Genomic DNA, 17,225 nt, shown 5'->3' with positions numbered 1-17,225 from the left:
CAGTGCGTTACAACAAGACGAGAAAATCACGATTCGGCTTTACCCTGCTCGAACTGCTGGTAGTGCTGGTGATCCTGGGCCTGCTGGCCAGCCTGGTCGGACCCCAGGTGCTGCGCCAGTTGGCCGGCTCCAAGACCAAGACGGCACAGTTGCAGATCAGGGAACTCGGCACGGCGCTGGATCTGTACCGGCTGGAGGTGGGCCGCTATCCCACCACCGCCGAGGGCCTGGACGCCCTGCTCAGCGCCCCCGCCAACGCCCGGGGCTGGAACGGCCCCTACCTGACCAAGAGGACCATTCCCAAGGATCCCTGGGGTTACGACTACCAGTACCGCTCGCCCGGCCAGCACGGGGAATTCGACCTGTTCAGCCTGGGCTCGGACAACCGGGAAGGAGGCACGGGTGAGGCGCAGGACGTGGTCAGTTGGGAATAGGGGCTTTACCCTGCTGGAGCTGCTGGTGGTGCTGACCATTTCCACCCTGGCGCTGGCGGTGGCCCTGCCCCGCTTCGCCGCCCTGCTGCCCGGGGCCGAACTGAAAAGCTACAGCCGGCAAACCGCCGCCCTGCTGCGGCTGGCCCGTAGCCAGGCCATCGCCACCGGCGAAGAGGTCGCCCTGGTGCTCGACCAGGAAGGCCGCCAGAGCCGGCTGTCCGGGCGGGAGGCGCCCTATCCCTGGCCGGAACAGGTTGAACTGCGGCTGGCGGAAACCACCGAGCCCGGGCAGCCGGGCATCGTCTTCTACCCGGACGGCACCAGCAGCGGCGGCACCCTGGTGGTGGCCGGATCCGGCCAGGATTACCGCATAGAGGTGCACTGGCTGACCGGCAAGGTGGCCTTCCATGACTAGGGGCAGGGCCCGCCCCGGCCAGGGGGGATTTTCCCTGCTGGAGGTGCTGGTCGCCTTTGCGGTGCTGACCGTCACCCTGGGGGTGCTGCTCAACATCTTTTCCCTGGCCATCCGCACCACCCAGAGTGCCCTGGAGCAGCAGAAGGCCATGCTGCTGGCGGAATCGAAACTGACCGAACTGGACGCCGGCAGCCGCCTGCGGCCGGGCCGGGAGCAGGGCTGGTTTGACGACCACTACTGGTGGGAAACCCGGGTGGAGGAGTTCGACCTGCGGGGGCTGATGGAAAACGACTCCATGCTGATGCCCTACCGGATGGAAGTGGTGGTGGGCTGGGGCCGCGACCAGCAGTATCGGCTCAGCACCCTGCGGCTGGTGCGGCTGGAGGCCCGATGAAGCGACAAGGCGGCTTTACCCTGCTGGAGCTGGTGGTGGCGCTGACCCTGCTGACCCTGCTCTCGGGGCTGATGTTCGGCGGCTTCCGCCTCGCCGGCCGGGCCTGGGAGACGGTCGAGCGCCACAACGACCGGCTCGGCGAAGCGGTGCAGTTGCAGCTGTTCCTGCGCAACCTGCTGTCCCGGGCACAGCCCAGGGACATCTGGGACATACGCCAGACCCAGATGCTGTCGTTCCAGGGCGGCGAGGATTCGCTGCTGTTCCTGGCTCCCCTGCCCCGGAAAGACGGTGGTCCGGCGCAGCCGGCCTGGTTCTACCTGGCGCTGGACCAAACCGATCCCGACCATCCCCTGCTGCTGCTGAAAACCCAGCCGTTCATTGCCGACGGCAACCCGGAGCAGCAACAGGAGCTCGAGCCCTTCGACTGGTACCGGCTGCTGGACGACTTCCGCCAGCCCGAGCTGCTGCCGCCCCTGCTGGCGCTGGAGGTGGGCGAACTGACGCTTCAGTACCTGCCCCGGGAAGAAGACAACCGCCTGCCCCACTGGCAAACGGACTGGCTGGAGCAGGCACAACTGCCGGCCTTGATCCGGCTGCAGCTGGACTCGGACTGGCCCGCCCTGATCATCTCCCCCGGAGACCGCCGCTATGAGATCAAGGATGAATACTAGGCAGCGGGGCATCGCCCTGGTCAGCGTGCTCTGGGTGCTGATCCTGCTGACCCTGATGGCGACCGGGCTTTCCCTCAACAGCCGCAGCCAGGCCCAGCAGAGCCGCTACCTCACCCATGCCGCCCAGGTTCGCCACGCCGCCGACGCCGGGGTGCAGCTGGTGCTGCTGGCGCTGGCCCAGCCCCAGGAGCACCAGCCCTGGCTGGCCGACGGCAGCCCCTACCTGATACGGCTGGACGACATCGATATCCGGGTGGCCCTGTTCAACGAAAGCGGGCGCATCGATCTCAACGCCGCCGGCCCCGAGCTGCTCGACGGCCTGCTGGCCACCGCGGACCTGGACGACGGCCTGCGCGCCCAACTGGTGGACGCCATCATGGACTGGCGCGACGGCGACGATCTGCGCCGGCTGCATGGGGCCGAATACGACGACTATCTCGCCGCCGGGCTGGACTACGGCCCCGCCAACGCCCCCTTCCCGTCGGTGGAGGAAGTGCTGCGGGTGCTGGGCATGACGCCGGAGATCTACCGCCGGATCCGGCACAGCCTGACCATCCGCAATCCGCGCAACGCCATCAATCCCCTCTATGCGCCGCGCCAGGTGCTGCTGGCCCTGCCCGGCGCCGACGAAACGACCGTCGATCAGTTTATCGAGGACAGGCGCCGGAGCCATGAGGACGGCCTGCCGCCCCCGGCGACCAACGTCTTCCCCCGCCAATTCCTCTCTGGCGGCGCCCCCGGGGTCAACTACACTATTCATACTGAAGCTCGTATGAATACGGTTTACCGCTACCACCTGACGGCCAGCCTGATCGACCGTCGCGGCCAGGCCATGGTGGAACAGGTCACCCAGGAATCCATCCCGCTGTTCACCGAGCCGGACGACTAACGGAGATTCCCTATGGACGGGGAGAACATAGTACAGAAGCTGAACCATTACGGCCGCCGGCTATGGCAATCCTGCTCCCTGTTCTGGCAATGGTGGAGCCGGCAGCTGCTTAGCCTGCTGCCTCCGCACCTGAGCCGGCGCCTGCTCGGCCAGAAACAGCGCCTCGCCATTTATCCCGGACAGGACGGCTACCGGCTGGCGCTGGAGCCCCAGGGCGAACAACTGACCCTGACCGGTGCGCCGGCCCAGGCCGACGCCCTGGACAGGCTGCTGAAGCAGGCGGACAGCACCCGCCTCTGCCTGCCCGCCGGCGAGTTGCTATTCACCCGCATCTCCCTGCCGGCGGCCACCGCCGGCAACCTGGCCAATGTGCTGCGTTTCGAGATGGACAGGCACACCCCATTCAGTGCCGATCAGGTCTATTTTGGCTTCAAGACCGCGCCCCGCGAGAAAGACAACCCCCAGCTCCAGGTCAGCCTGCTGCTGGCGCCCAAGTCCCAGGTGGACCCAATGCTGGCCGAGCTGGAAGAGTTGGGCCTGGCTCCCGCCACCCTCCATGACGCCGACCACCCGGAGGCGCCGGCCATACCGCTGCCGGTGACCCGAAGCGCGGCGGCACTCAAGGCCGGCCGGATGAAGAACCTGAACGGCGCCCTGGTGCTGGTGATGCTGTTCCTGCTGATAGCGGTCCCCCTCTATCAACGTCAGAATCGCATCGACTCGCTCGACGCCCAGTTGAATATTCCCAAACAACGAGCGGAGCAGGCTGCCGCCCTCAAGCAGCAGCTGGAAGAACTGCAGCAAAGCCGCCAGTTCCTGGCCCGGGAAAGGACGAGCCGGCCCGCCGTGCTGCCGCTGCTGGACGAACTGACCCGCCAGTTGCCCGACCACACCTGGCTCAGCCGCTTCGAACTGCTCGACGGCGCGGTGCAGATCCGCGGCGAGTCGGCCAATGCCTCCGAGCTTATCGGCCTGCTGGAAGCCTCCCCCCTGTTCTTTGATGTGCGCTTCAGCTCGCCGGTGACCAACAACCCGGCCACCAACAAGGACCGCTTCATGATCGACGCCCGCTTCGGCGAGGAGGCATCCTTATGAACCTGAACGCCCGGCAGCAGCAGGCGGCGGCCCTGGGGCTGCTGGTGCTGGTGCTGGTGCTGGCCTTCAGCCTGGTCATCAACCCCCTGCTCGGGCTCTTCCTGCAACAGGGCGCCACCATCGCCCAGCTGGAGGATCAGCTTAACCGCTACCAGCGGCTGTCCGCCGAGCTGGAGCAAACCGAGCAGGCGCTGCAGCAACTGCGGGCCGATACCCCAGACACCGGCCTCTACCTGCCGGAACGGCGCCCGGCGCTGGCCTCGGCCTGGCTGCAGCAACACCTGAACCGCCTGGTAAGCAACAGCGGCGGCCAGCTGGTGAGCGTGCAGAACGCGCCCCTCGGCAGCGAGGCCCCCCTGCCGGGGGTGATGCTGAGGGTACACCTGCGCGGCGAGCTGGACCAACTGGTGCCCCTGCTCCACGCCCTGGAGTCGGGCCGGCCCGCGCTCTTTATCCAGGGCCTGGTGATCACCGCCAATCCACGCCGCCCGGCCGTCCAGATCAACAGGAACATAGTGATACGCCGGCAGGATCCCCGATTGCGGCAGATCCCCTCGCTCGACGTTCGCTTCGATCTGATCGGCTACACCCAGAGGGAGGCGCTATGAAGCCCTGGTTGCTATTGCTGGCCCTGCCGGCGCTCTGGCTGCCGGCCAGCCGGGCCCAGGACGACGGCGCCCCGGCGCCGGGCTACCCCCCCCTGGAGCAGTTCGACGAGATCATCAACCGGCCGCTGTTCGACGAGAGCCGTCGGCCCCAGGCCGGTACCGACGACGAGGATCCCGTCAGCGAAAGCGCCGCCGCCATGCGGGAAAAGTGGCGCCTGACCGGGGTGGTGTGGGAAGGCGACCAGCAACTGGCGCTGTTCAGCGAACGCCAGGGAGAAGGGCGGGCCCGGCTCAAGGTGGGCATGTACCTGGATGGCGGCTGGCAGCTGGAGGAAATAGCGACGGACGCCGTGACCCTGAGCGATGGCGTCCAGAGCTTGCGCCTGGATTTGTGGGAGCCCCGGCTGCCCTCCAGCCGCCCCCTCGCCGACGAGCCGGCCGCCGAGGTTCCTGCCGGGCAGGAAGGCACCCCGGAAGCCGCGCCGGCCGAGCCCGGCGATGGCAATGGCGATACCGTCACCGAACCGGACAACAACAACGAACAGGGAAGTAGCGGGGAATCATCATGAGCAAGTTTCACCAGAGCAAATGGCTGTGCATCGGCGTCTCCTGCACCCTGCTGATCGCCTGCACCACCCCCACCGGGGACAGGGGCGCCCTCGACAAGCCCTGGGGCCAGGCCAGGGTGACCAGCAGCTATGATCCGGTGCGCCTCCCTCCCCGGGACGAAGAATTAATGCCCACCCCGGCAGACACCGCCACGGGGCCGGCCGAAAGCCCGGGTACCCGCAGCGAAATCTACCGCGGCTCGGGCAACTTCGTCCGGCTGGGGCAAACGGAAGAGGCCCCGCCTCCCGCGCCCGGCGACATCACCCTCAACTTCCAGGGCTCGGACATCGCCGAAGTGGTGAAGACCATACTGGGCGACATCCTGCAGCTCAACTACTCCCTCGACGAACGGGTGCGCGGCCAGGTGTACCTGCAGACCAACAGCCCCATCCGCGAAGAGGCCCTGCTGCCGACCCTGGAAAGCCTGCTGCAGACCCACGGCGCCGCCCTGGTGCACAGCCAGGGCCTGTTCAGCGTGGTGCCGGCCAGCGAGGTGCCGTCGTCCGCCCTCAACCCCCGGCTGGCGCCCACCGCCGAGCGGGGCTACCAGATGCTGATATTGCCGCTGCGCTACATCGGCGCGCGGGAAATGGAGAAGATACTGGAGCCGGTGAAGCCACGCCAGGGCGCCATGATGGTGGACGACAGGCGCAACATGATCACCCTGGTGGGCACCCGGGACGAGCTGCTCAACATCCGTGAAACGGTCAACCTGTTCGACGTGGACCAGCTGCGCGGCATGTCGGTGGGGCTGTTCCGTCTGCAGGCCAGCAGCGCCGACGTCATTGCCGGCGAGCTGCAGGCGATTTTCGGCGACGAGGCCGAAGGCCCGCTGGCCGGCATGGTGCGCTACCTGCCGATAGAACGGCTCAACGCCCTGCTGGTGATCACCCCCCAGGAGCGCTACCTGACCGATGCCCGGGTGTGGATAGAGCGGTTGGACAGGGCCGAGAACCCGCGCGGGCTGAACATGTACGTGTACCATGTGCAGAACGGCAAGGCCGATCACCTGGCCGAACTGCTCAACCAGCTGTTCGACAGCCAGCGCCGCAACCGGGGCGATTCCCCCCTGCCGCCGGCCAGCGCCCCCGGGGATGACGGCGCCCCGCTGCAAATCGCCACCGGCATCAACGCCGCCAACCTGGACGTGGGCGAGGTGAGCGTGATCGCCGACACCGAACGCAACGCCCTGGTGGTGATGGCCGCCGGCGCCGACTACGCCAAGGTGGAGCAGGCCATCAAGCGGCTGGATCAACTGCCGCTGCAGGTGCTGGTGGAAGCCACCATAGTGGAAGTAAGCCTGGAGGACGAACTGCGCTATGGCCTGCAGTGGTATTTCAAGAACAACCTGGGCGGCGGCCGCACCGGCGCCGGCGGCCTGGGCCCCATTCCCATCCCCACCGCCACCAGCCTGGCGGCCTCCAGCGCCAGCTACGAGGTGTTCAGCGCCAGCGGCACCCGCGCCCTGCTCACCGCCCTGGCCAGCGACTCCAAGGTGAACGTGATCTCCTCCCCCTCGCTGATGGTGCTGGACAACCAGAAGGCCCAGATCCGGGTGGGCGACCAGGTGCCGATCCGCACCTCGGAAACCACCAACCTCAACAGCGACGTGGGTAACGTCACCAGCACCATCCAGTACCGGGACACCGGCGTGCTGCTGGAGGTGACCCCGCGGGTGAACGCCGGCGGCATGGTGGTGCTGGAGCTGATCCAGGAGGTGAACGACGTGGCCGCCACCACCACCTCCAATATCCAGTCGCCCACCATCACCCAGCGCAAGATAGACACCCGGGTGGCGATACAGAGCGGCGAGACCCTGGTGCTGGGCGGCCTTATCCGCGAAAACAAGAACCAGGACAGCCAGGGCGTGCCCGGCATCCGCCACGTGCCGGTGCTGGGCTGGCTGTTCGGCAGCAGCGGCACCAACATCAAGCGCACCGAGCTGGTGGTGCTGATCACCCCCACCGCCGTGGCCAACCCGCAGGACGCCCGCGCCGTCACCCAAGAATACCGCCGCAAGCTGCAGGGGGTGGCGATGTAGCAAGGTGTGGAAGGCAGGCGGCCCGCCTGCCTTCCCGCGCAGCGGGAAACAAAGGTAGCCGGCGCATTAGCCGCCGGCCGGGCGACACCAGGAGCACCAGATCCGGCTCGTGTCACACCATCGATACAGCGCCATTCTTTTCCTTTCCCTTAAAACTCAAACAGTTAGCTTTATCCCTCCGCCAAGCGTAACACCAGCCTAACACTTCCTTGCATTCCCCCTCCTTGATAAACAGAAAAATCCTTACTTTTCAAAAACCTGAATAGCAGGCATGGAAAATGCTGTCTTGGGGTATCTCTCTTAAGCCGGAACATCCCCGGAGAGCCTCTGCCGTATGCAGGCTCCGGGCGGCCTTGTAGGGAGGGTACTAGAGAGCACGAAATAAGTGCCGACCCTTGCGGCAATAGTGCCACAGAGCCGGAATTGTTATTTCAAGTCCTAGATCACATCAGAGGAGAAAGGACATGAACAGCTTACTATCCCGCTGTATAACGTCGTTCAGGGGGCTGCTGCATCTGCTCGCCCTGCTGATGCTGACGTTTATCAGCTACCAGGCTTTTGCCATAGCGCCACAGCACGTGACCCTCACCTTCGAGGGTTGCCGTGGCAGTACCTCCAGCTATATCCCAACCCCGGGGGGCTTTATATGTAACGACAGCGAGTACACCACGGGCAACCTGGGCAAGGGCTGGAACGAACTGGATCTGGTGCCCCACCGCCTGACTACCTCCCTGGGTAGCCAGACCGCGGCCACCACCACCTATAACCTGGCGGTTGCCGGCGATCATGAAAGGTCTGTCAGTGGCGGCGTCGCCATCGGCTGGGACTTTATTTCAATACCGGTGGTTAACACCGCCCTGTCCCACGCCAGTTGCCAGATCTCCGCCGGTAATATGCAGAAAACCGCCAACAATGCCAGCATCTACCGCCCCATAGAGATCACCCAGAACAAGGGCACCACCTGCGTCTTCGACTGGGTACAACGGCTGGCGCTGGGGTCCCACCTCTATCCGGGATCCTCGCTGCACTCCAACACCCTCAACGAGAACCTGGGTACCGCCGGTGTGGGTAACCGGGATATCTCCATTCCGGTAAAAGAGATACTGCCGCAGACCCTGGCTAAAAACATGTCCGCCACCAAGGACACCTTCTTTGCGTGGAACATCGTCAAGGATGCGAACCCGGCCAACCTGCACTTCTTCAATACCTGTGATGAAGCAAACGAGCTGAGCCAGGATACCTTTATTACCGTCACCTGGACCAAGATGGAAACCGAGGGCGGCAACGTCACCATTGTGACCAACATCACCGCCACCAACCCCTCGCACCGGGACATCATCATTCACCTGACCGATACCATCTACGGTAACCTCGGAGCCGGTGAAGTGGTCCTGGACACCAAGGTCTTTGCCCCTGCGGTCATACCGGCGGGCAGCAGCCTGACCCAGAGCCACGAACTGGTACTGCCGGAACATCAGGCCGGCGTCACCGGCTTGCGGGACGTGGCGGTCGCCACCTATGAGGATCCCATCTTCCCCGATGTGGTTATCTCCGGCGAGCTGACCGCGGAAGCCTCCACCGGCATCACCCCCAGCGGCAATACCGTCAACGACAGCGCCGTTATTACCGATGTGGAAAATATCACCGGTGCCGGCCTGAGCTTCTCCGTGGTGCAACACAGCGGCGCCTCCGGCAGCTTCAGTGGCCCGACCGTTGGGGTTACCAGCTCGACCTGGGTATCCGATGAACAGTTCGATAGCGGCTTTGCCGTCTTCAAGAAAACGGTGCACCTGGATGAACCCAGGATCATCACCGATGGCGAGCTGTCCGATACCGCCACCCTGCTCGGCTCCGATGGTTTCGAAAAAGAGGCCAGCTTCAGCGTAGGCATCACCGCCGAGGCCGAAGTCGAGCTGACCATCGACAAGTCCATCGCCAACATACTGCAAGGAGCGGAAAGCGCCACCTTCTGGTTTGATGTCTACAAGGTGGAAGGATTGATAGAAACCCTGGTCGACAGCGTCTCCATCACCTTCAACGCCGGCGAGACCAACAAGTCCGTCACCGTTTCCGGGCTGGAACCCGGCGACTACAAGGTGATTGAGCAGCCCGCCGCCGGTTTTGCCGTGCAGCAAAATAACCAGGAAGTGAGCATAGACCTGCCCGCCTGTTTCGGCATGGTCGAGTTCCTCAATAACGCCGTGCCGGCCAAGGCGCAAGTGGTCAAGGTCACCCTTCCCGCCGGGTTCGAGGACGGCTGGGAGTTCACCCTGAGCGGTAACGGCGTGAATGAAACCAAAACAACAGCCGGAGGCATGATACTGTTCGACGCCCTGCTGGGCGAAGGCAACTACACCATAGTGGAAACCCCGCAGGATGGCTGGGATCTGACCAAGATCACCAACCACGACGGCAGCCTGGGCAGTTGCAGCTTCAGCGTCACCCTGCCCGCCGATGCCGACAAGGTGTTTGCATGTACCTTTGAAAACACCGCCCGCAGCACCCTGATCGTGGAAAAAGTGGTAATAGGCAATCCGAACCTGGATCCTAACGGCACCTTCCACTTCACCGCCGACAGCGATGCCCAGGATCTGCTGCTGGACAGCCTGACCACCACCGCCTTCAATACCCCGGTATCGAAGAGCTATGAGGTCAAGCCCGGCTCCTATGACCTGAGCGAAGACGACCCCAGCGCCAACAACTTCAGCCTGGTGGCCATAGCCTGTAAGGACGAAAACGATGTGGAAACCGGCCAGGTCAACGTTGGTCAACTCTCGGTATTCGATGTAGCGGTTGCACCGGGCGCCGTGGTCACCTGTACCTTCACCAACGAAAAACTGGCGGCTCCCGGCTTTATCGAGATCAGAAAAATCTCGATCGGCGGCGTCGACACCTTCGATTATGAAGACAATGTCGACTCGGCCGACAGCACCGGCAGCTTCAGCCTGACCACCGAAACCGAAGGCGTCCCTGTTTCACACTTCTTCAACATTGTGGAACCCGGCGTCTACCTGGTGACCGAGCTGGATCCGACCCTGATCGGTTATGACCTGACCGACCTGGAGTGTGAGGATCCCAAGTCCGGCGTCAACAATGTCGGTACCTCGACCGACCTGGCCAGCCGCACCGCCACCATCAGCGTGGACGACGGCGAAACCGTGGTCTGTACCTTTACCAACACCAAGCGGATCATGGTAGATCTGTTGAAGCTGTTCAACGGCGTGGTCAACCCGGCCATGGACGTTAACTTCCGGCTGTATGAAGGCCCCGGTGGCTTCGGCGGCACCCTGCTTGCCAGCGACAATACCTTCGACAACCTGGATGGGCTGCTTACCTTCGGTGGCATCAAGCTGAAAGCCGACGGCACCTACACCCTGTGCGAACTGGACATTCCCGCCGGCACCACCGCCAACTGGTACCTGGATACCGACGGCGACGGCGTGGGCGATATGGCGCTCAGCCCCTACAACCCGGATAATCCGGAAGACGAGGGCAACCGCTGCATCGACTTCGGCGTAGGCACCGATCTGCTGGTGGAACCGGGCGACACCCTGCATCTGGTGGTGGACAACGTCAAACCGGAAGGCGATCGCCGCACCCCCGGCTACTGGAGCAACTGGAGCACCTGCACCAACGGCAACCAGGTGAAAACCGCCGAGAAAAACGGTGGCTCGGCCAATGGCTACTGGCTGCTGGACGATGTACTGCCGCTCAGTGTCGGCAATGTGCTGCTTGATGAGGATGATTGTGTAAACGCCGTGAATATACTGCGTCACCGCAGTCTCACTACCGGCAAGGTCATGGCCAGTTTCGCCGACTTCAAGCTGGCCCGCTCCTTACTGGCCGCCAAGGCCAACATCGCGGCCGGCGCCAGCCAGTGCGCCAACACAGCCGCGACCATCGCCGCCGCCGACGCCCTGCTGATCGCCGTGGGCTATGATGGCGTAAATGGCAAACTGCGGAACAGCAAGAACGATGGCTACAGCGAAGCCCTGCAACTGCACGGCATCCTCGATGCCTATAACAACAATATCTGCTTCTAAAGCAGCATAAACAAAAACGGCGGGCCTTTGGGCCCGCCATTTTTATTCTTTTTCGGCGCCTATTTATTGCGACCGTTACCCTTGCCAGTCGACCCGCTGCTTTCCTGTGTCTGCAGTTCTATATAAACGGTAGCGCTGGCACTATCACCCCGACCATCGGAGATGGTATAGCCGAAGCTGTCCGTCGTCTTCAGGTTGTTCCTGGGACTGTAGCTCAGGGTACCGTCGCCATTGATGGTGACGGTACCACGAGCCCCCTGCGTCACCGATACCACCGTCAACTTGTCTCCATCCGGATCATAATCGTTGGCCAGCACGGCTATCTTTACCGGCTCCAGGCTGGTCAGCACCTGGCTGTCGTCCACCGCCACCGGGGGGCTGTTTTTGGCCTCCGGCTCCTGCACCGCATTGACTGTTACCGTCACGCTGGCGCTGGCGCTACCGCCCCGTCCATCGGAAATGCTGTAGTTGAAGCCGGCGGTGCCGCTGAAGCCACTGGCTGGCGTGAAGGTCACGGAGCCGTCGGCATTGAGCCTGGTGCTGCCATTCTTGACTCCGCTTATCGCACTCACGCCGATGGCATCGCCATCCGGATCTGAGTCGTTGGCCAGTACCTTGATGGTCACAGCGCTATCCTGCTGGGTACTGGCGCCGTCATTGACCGCGACCGGTGAGTTGTTCACCGGCTCGGTGGGCTCCGGGGCAGGCTCGGTCATATCACCGTCCACCACGTAAGTGACGCGGGCCGACTGACCATGGGCACCGCTCTGTGCCGTCACCCGGATATCATAGAAGCCGGGGGCCGCACTGGTATCCGAAGTCACTCTCAGGCTGGTCGTCTGAGTTTCACCCGGCGCCAGGGTCAGGCTGCCACTCAGGGTGAAGGCGGACCAGCCATCGGGCCCCTGGGTGTGGAAGTTAAAGGTATTGTTGCCGCAACCACTGCTGTCGTTATTGGTCAGGCTAACGCTGTAGGTCACCCGGGTACCGGCTTCTACCCACTGGCTTTCTCCCGGGCTGATGCTCAGGGTAGGCGCAGAGGGCAGGCAAACACTGCCCTGGCCGCTGCCGTTCAGCCAGACGGAAACGCCGGCCCGGCTACCGTCGACCCAATCGGTAGTGACACTGACCCCGGCCTTGTCGTCGGCAAACAGCAAACCCGCTTCCAGTGCCGGATCGCTAAAGTCGGAATTACCGCTGCGGCTGCCGGGCGTCATGTCCAGCAGGTAATTCGAGCCCCTCTGTCCCTGCACCCCTGTGCGTACCACCAGGCCGTTCTGGATATTGGCGTTGGAGGCCAGCACGGCGTCGAACCCGACGGGCTCGCGGAACTCCGCGTAATACCAGGACTGATTACCCTTGTCGTCCACACCGCGCGGTATCTTCAATACCCGGGGTCCAGGGCGATCGGAGGCATAGCCTTCCAGCGTGTACTGGCCGCTCTTGGTCACGGTGATCACCTCGTCGGCGTCGAACCAGTTCAGCCATTCTTTCTGAAAGGGGCTGTAGTGCCCCCTGCCGGCGCCCATGACGTCCACACCATCGCCGTACTCCACATGCTGGCAACTGCCACCGATTACCTCGGCGCCGCATTCCAGGCCATGGGCATGGCCCAGACCCAGGTTATGGCCAAACTCATGCGCCACCAGGTTCCAGTACATACGGCCATTCAGCAACATGGACGAGGTGTAGCCCCCCACGGAGGCGGAGCCGGAAAACGCGCAGGCGGTCGTGTAGGGAAAAGCGTAAACAAAACGATGGTAGGCGGTCAGATCCACACCGGCCGCCTCGGCCTGGTTCCGCGCCTCGCGAATGATATCGCCGGACACGCAGCTGCTCTTGCTTAGAGGCAGGGTGAACCAGCCTTTGACATCGCCGCTAAGCCAGGTTCGGCCATTGGAGTTTTCCTTAATGAAATTGTTAGTTTCATTAAACACCACCGAGCTGACCTGCTCCCGGGTCCAGGGCATGGAGGTGTCATCGGCAAAATTGACCAGCAGCACCAGGGTTTTTTGCTCTCCCATGGCCGCCGAGCTGGCAAGGGCATCACCTCCGTTGCTGCCTCCATCGGTTCCGCCATCCTGGGCCAGAAACAGCAGGTTCTGCCCGGCTTCGGTCACGAAGAGCTGATCCTCCGACTGCCCTTCACCACTGAGCAACAACCCGTTGGCCTGCACCCGCTTTCCAGTTTCCAGACCCGCTTGGACAACATCCATATGCAGGCCTACCCGCTCACCCCGCTCGGTGATCAGGTGATATCGCAGTTGATGGCTACCGTCCTCAAAGTCCAGATAGCTCTGCTCTATTACCCCTTCGATAAGATGTTTCTGCTCGAGCTTCTCCCGTACCCGGGGAGGCATGCCCTTGACCTTGTCAGCCGGCAATAACACCGGAAACACCTCGGCCGGCGCCTGCTCGGCCAGTGCCAGCAACAGCTGCCGCCGTTCTTCAACCAGGGACAGCATCAGGTTGTCGTCCTGTCTTCCCCCCGCTTTCGCCATATTATTTAGCGACAGTGTGTACGCCATGGCCAAACGTTTGGGTTCACTCGAGGCTTCACTATGATGAGACGGATGTTGATGATCATGATGATCCGGCGCGGCGAGGGCGGGCAATGAGATGCTCAGCACAGCAGCAATACCGCCGGCCGCCAGAATACGGGCAATAGCAGGCCTGGAGAGGCGCATTGGTTTCTCCCAAAAATTAAGCACAAAAGTCCCTGCCCCTTAAACGGAGCCATTCAAATCTTTAGTAACGAATTGCTTACCAAGACGGCAGCCAAACTGCATTTGATTCAGGCCGGCAATAAGAAACTCAAATGGTTCTCTCTTGACCGGACGGCGGGCACTATAGCACGGGGGTTTGGCGACTTTTTATTCCCTATTGGTATAAAAACACGCACATCGTCTAAATAAAAAGCAAAAGGAGCCTATTGGAAATGATAACGAAATGTTAAGTTACGGATATTAATGGCATTATTAAACTGTTTATTTTTTAATCACTTAGGTTTCACCCACTACGGCTAACCTGGAGTTAAAGTCAGTTTTTGTCATACACATTCTCAATTGAAACATATTCAGTCAGCGCATAGGCATCAGAACAGACAGCTCAGCTTCTTGCATCATTACCGATTATCGACTAACGAGGCCTCATTTAAAGCCATCACCGAGATCCCTTCTTTTATTTATGCCTTTCGGCAGTCTCTTATGGTTAACAGTTTTCAATATCCATAAATCCTTTATAAATCAATGGATATCGCCATCCCTTGCGGATAGGGTGTATCAAAAGCGTAACAGTCGGTGTTTCCCCACACATCAAAAAAACAATAAATCACTTAAAAATCAAAATAATACATTTATGGCACAGGTGTTGCTGAAAGTACCTTGTCTTGTCCGGCTAACGGTTTTTATACCGCGCTTTCCTTGGGTAGCCCCCATGCCATTGGGAGCCTGCCTCGTCGGCAAGGTTGACACAGGGAGGTGTATTTACTGGCTCCCATCCCAATTCGGATACCAGTAAAGCCGGACAGTGGTTTAGCTGTGCATAACAACCTGGCCATGGGCCTCTTGTAAATTTCACGCTCTCACCAGGCTGAATCCGACGCCGGGCCTTCGGAAGGATCGAATGTCCGGGACTCTCGTGCGCCGGGGCCAGTAGCCCCGGCTTGGAGGTGTAACATGCGAACACTTAGCCTTATAAGCAGGTTCCCAGCCTGGATACTGGGAGCCTTGTTGTGTATGGGGTCGCTACCGGCCTTATCCAATAACCATGTAACTCCCGTAGATCAACTCGGCTTATTTGAGCTGGATGGTGATGCCGTTCAGGATAATCTGCCCCCTCCCCCAGATGATTGGGAAACCCTTTACAACAACGGTCAGAATAACGGAGGATCTCCCGGAGTTTTTACCGGTATTAATCCCGACCCGGCTTCTCCCCATGTCATCTTCTCCGGGGGTGTGAAGGACATCCAGGATGTCTCTACCGAACAAAAGGGGACAAAAGCCTGGTCCTGGACCACCGGCTCGGTACCCGACAAAAACGACATCACCAACGCCTATGCGGCCTCCTATACCGATGGCGCTACTGGGGATCGTATCATCTACTTCGGTGCCGACCGCATCAGCAACAACGGCGACGCCTTTATGGGCTTCTGGTTCTTCCAGGATGAAGTCAAGCGGATCGATGGCGGCACGTTCAGCGGCAAACACCGCGACGACGACGTGCTGGTACTGGTCAACTTTCCCCAGGCCAACAACGCGGTGCCACTGATCCAGGTGGTGAAATGGGACAGCAGCTGCGATGGCAAGGGCGCCAACAAAATCGTACAGAACAATCCGGTAAACGGTGACTGTGTGGCCAATAACCTCCGCTTGGTCGCCGGCACTTCCGGCGCCGGCGCCATCTGCGGCAACGGCGGCATCCCCGAGGCCTGCGCCATTACCAACCCCGGCACCATTCCATCGCCCTGGCCCTACACCTCCAAGGACGGCTTCGTCAACCAATTCCCCTACGAAACCTTCTTCGAGGGGGGTATCAACATTACCGCCTTGCTGCCGGAAAGCGATGGCTGCTTCGCCAGCTTTATGGCCGAAACCCGTTCTTCCAGCTCCTTTACCGCCGACCTGAAGGACTTTGTGCTGGACGAGTTCCCGGTATGCTCCACCGAGATCACCACCGAGATCCACTCGGGCAGCAATCATGACATTGATATTCAGAACACCGCCATCGATGCCGGCACCGGTGTCCACGACCTGGCCCTGATCACCTTCAGTGGTCCCAGCGGCCTGAATGTGCTGGGTACCGTCACCTTCGACACCTTTGCCGCCACCTGTAGCGAACTGCTGGATGGCCAGGGTGAGCCGATTGTGCCCCTGCCGGACAGCCTGAACACCTACGTCGTCAACGTGGACTACGACCTGGCAGGCAACAATACCCTGATGGTGGAAACCAACGGCTGGACCAACGGCAACACCGGCGGCAACGTCGCCCGGGTCGATACCGATTTCCCGGCACCGGGTCCCTTTGCCTACCTGGTCCGGTTCGAGAGCGCAACCAGTGGCATCCCCGACTCCGACTATCACTGCGAACAGCTGAACGTGAACCAGCTGACTCCCACCGTGGTTACCCGTATCCACGAAGGTTCCGTCTCGGTTGTCGGTCATGCGGACGTGGATATCCAGGGCGGCACCGTCCTGGTGGGCACCACTATCCACGACCTGGCCGAAGTCACCGGCGCCAGCGGCCTGCTGCCAACCGGCACCGTCAGCTTTGTCTTCTACGACAACCTGACCTGTGACGGTAACGTACTGGCCACCCACGGCAACAAAGCCCTCAGCGGGGCGGGAGTGGTGGCCACCGCCGAGTCCAACGACTTCAGCACCGTGGGCTATCTCTCCAACGCCGATACCCGGGGCCTGTCGATCAAGGCCAGTTATGGCGGAGACACCAACTATGCCCCGGCCCAAGCCGCCTGCGAACCGCTTACCGTCAGCAAGCGCAGCCCCGGTATCGAAACCCATGTAATACTGAAGGATCAGGCCAAGGTGGTCGGGGATGGCAATACCATCGCTAATGTGGGCGACCCCACAGGCTCAGTCAGGTTTGAGGTTTACCTTAACGATGCGTGTGAGGGTACTCAAGCTACCGGCAGCCCCTTCACAGTCCTCATCCCTGCAACCCAAACAAATGGTGAATGGATAGCCAAGCTGGCCCAGGAGTTTATTGTCAGAACCGCAAACGGCACTGAGCTAAACGCCAGTGTCGCCTTCAAGGCCACCTATCTTGGGGATAACAATTATAAATCCGTCACTCATGGATGTGAGGTGGTCACCGTTGATCTGCCGGCCAGGACTACGGCCCCCCTACCTAATTGATACATTGATAACAGATAAGGGCCAACCATAGACAGGATCTTAAGCGGTAAGAGCATGAATTAGATAGAAAAAAGGCTTCAATTGTGATCTGATGTTAGTCGCCAAACAAAACACAAACCACAAAGAAGCCGATGACTATTATCCATCTAAAAC

12 protein-coding genes are annotated in these 17,225 nt (G+C 61.5%); 11 read left to right on the top strand and 1 reads right to left on the bottom strand.

Annotated elements, in window-relative coordinates; translation table 11 throughout:
* Positions 1-2: 2 nt before the first annotated feature.
* The 10 genes from gspG (at position 3) to CGX12_RS06170 (ending at position 11,199) form a co-directional block, all read left to right on the top strand.
* Entirely contained in the window at positions 3-434 is a 432-nt protein-coding gene (gene gspG, locus CGX12_RS06215) for a type II secretion system major pseudopilin GspG (protein WP_094039027.1), read from the top strand.
* A complete protein-coding gene (locus tag CGX12_RS06210) occupies positions 403-849 on the top strand; it encodes a GspH/FimT family pseudopilin (RefSeq protein ID WP_094039026.1) in 447 nt (148 codons plus the stop codon). Before gspG ends, CGX12_RS06210 begins: the two co-directional genes overlap by 32 nt.
* On the top strand, positions 842-1,243 hold the full coding sequence (locus CGX12_RS06205) for a type IV pilus modification PilV family protein (protein WP_094039025.1): 402 nt from the start codon (positions 842-844) through the stop codon (positions 1,241-1,243). The genes CGX12_RS06210 and CGX12_RS06205 overlap by 8 nt, the downstream gene beginning before the upstream one ends.
* Positions 1,240-1,914, top strand: a complete 675-nt coding sequence (locus CGX12_RS06200; RefSeq protein WP_094039024.1) for a prepilin-type N-terminal cleavage/methylation domain-containing protein — start codon at positions 1,240-1,242, stop codon at positions 1,912-1,914. The genes CGX12_RS06205 and CGX12_RS06200 overlap by 4 nt, the downstream gene beginning before the upstream one ends.
* The gene (locus CGX12_RS06195; protein WP_232513353.1) at positions 1,904-2,803 is read left to right on the top strand and encodes a type II secretion system minor pseudopilin; all 900 of its coding nucleotides are present in this window, start codon (positions 1,904-1,906) and stop codon (positions 2,801-2,803) included. The genes CGX12_RS06200 and CGX12_RS06195 overlap by 11 nt, the downstream gene beginning before the upstream one ends.
* 12 nt (positions 2,804-2,815) lie before the next feature.
* On the top strand, positions 2,816-3,898 hold the full coding sequence (locus CGX12_RS06190) for a type II secretion system protein GspL (RefSeq protein ID WP_094039022.1): 1,083 nt from the start codon (positions 2,816-2,818) through the stop codon (positions 3,896-3,898).
* A complete protein-coding gene (gspM, locus tag CGX12_RS06185) occupies positions 3,895-4,506 on the top strand; it encodes a type II secretion system protein GspM (protein WP_094039021.1) in 612 nt (203 codons plus the stop codon). The genes CGX12_RS06190 and gspM overlap by 4 nt, the downstream gene beginning before the upstream one ends.
* The gene (locus CGX12_RS06180) at positions 4,503-5,075 is read left to right on the top strand and encodes a hypothetical protein (protein WP_176442013.1); all 573 of its coding nucleotides are present in this window, start codon (positions 4,503-4,505) and stop codon (positions 5,073-5,075) included. The genes gspM and CGX12_RS06180 overlap by 4 nt, the downstream gene beginning before the upstream one ends.
* Positions 5,072-7,156, top strand: coding sequence for a type II secretion system secretin GspD (gene gspD / locus CGX12_RS06175; protein WP_094039020.1), 2,085 nt, complete (start codon positions 5,072-5,074; stop codon positions 7,154-7,156). The genes CGX12_RS06180 and gspD overlap by 4 nt, the downstream gene beginning before the upstream one ends.
* Positions 7,157-7,620: 464 nt before the next feature.
* Entirely contained in the window at positions 7,621-11,199 is a 3,579-nt protein-coding gene (locus CGX12_RS06170; RefSeq protein WP_094039019.1) for an MSCRAMM family protein, read from the top strand.
* A 59-nt stretch (positions 11,200-11,258) separates the two neighbouring features.
* Here CGX12_RS06170 and CGX12_RS06165 read toward each other — a convergent pair whose 3' ends face one another.
* Complete coding sequence (locus CGX12_RS06165) at positions 11,259-13,886, bottom strand: Ig-like domain-containing protein (protein WP_094039018.1); 2,628 nt, start codon at positions 13,884-13,886, stop codon at positions 11,259-11,261.
* A 1,050-nt stretch (positions 13,887-14,936) separates the two neighbouring features.
* Here CGX12_RS06165 and CGX12_RS06160 point away from each other — a divergent pair.
* Positions 14,937-17,072 (top strand): Ig-like domain-containing protein, encoded by a 2,136-nt coding sequence (locus CGX12_RS06160; RefSeq protein ID WP_142995582.1) that lies wholly within the window; start codon positions 14,937-14,939, stop codon positions 17,070-17,072.
* Positions 17,073-17,225: the final 153 nt, after the last annotated feature.

It is taken from the genome of Zobellella denitrificans (assembly GCF_002237365.1).
GTDB lineage: Bacteria > Pseudomonadota > Gammaproteobacteria > Enterobacterales > Aeromonadaceae > Oceanimonas > Oceanimonas denitrificans.
The sequence above is the reverse complement of the archived record's forward strand: the minus strand, read 5'-3'. Positions and strand labels throughout refer to the sequence as shown.

Excerpts from the sequence above, each read along its gene's own strand:
- CGX12_RS06205 (WP_094039025.1), top strand. The coding sequence starts at position 842 with ATGACTAGGGGCAGGGCCCGCCCCGGCCAGGGGGGATTTTCCCTGCTG.
- CGX12_RS06200 (WP_094039024.1), top strand. The coding sequence starts at position 1,240 with ATGAAGCGACAAGGCGGCTTTACCCTGCTGGAGCTGGTGGTGGCGCTG.
- CGX12_RS06195 (WP_232513353.1), top strand. The coding sequence starts at position 1,904 with ATGAATACTAGGCAGCGGGGCATCGCCCTGGTCAGCGTGCTCTGGGTG.
- CGX12_RS06190 (WP_094039022.1), top strand. The coding sequence starts at position 2,816 with ATGGACGGGGAGAACATAGTACAGAAGCTGAACCATTACGGCCGCCGG.
- gspM (WP_094039021.1), top strand. The coding sequence starts at position 3,895 with ATGAACCTGAACGCCCGGCAGCAGCAGGCGGCGGCCCTGGGGCTGCTG.
- CGX12_RS06180 (WP_176442013.1), top strand. The coding sequence starts at position 4,503 with ATGAAGCCCTGGTTGCTATTGCTGGCCCTGCCGGCGCTCTGGCTGCCG.
- gspD (WP_094039020.1), top strand. The coding sequence starts at position 5,072 with ATGAGCAAGTTTCACCAGAGCAAATGGCTGTGCATCGGCGTCTCCTGC.
- CGX12_RS06170 (WP_094039019.1), top strand. The coding sequence starts at position 7,621 with ATGAACAGCTTACTATCCCGCTGTATAACGTCGTTCAGGGGGCTGCTG.
- CGX12_RS06165 (WP_094039018.1), bottom strand. The coding sequence starts at position 13,886 with ATGCGCCTCTCCAGGCCTGCTATTGCCCGTATTCTGGCGGCCGGCGGT.
- CGX12_RS06160 (WP_142995582.1), top strand. The coding sequence starts at position 14,937 with ATGGGGTCGCTACCGGCCTTATCCAATAACCATGTAACTCCCGTAGAT.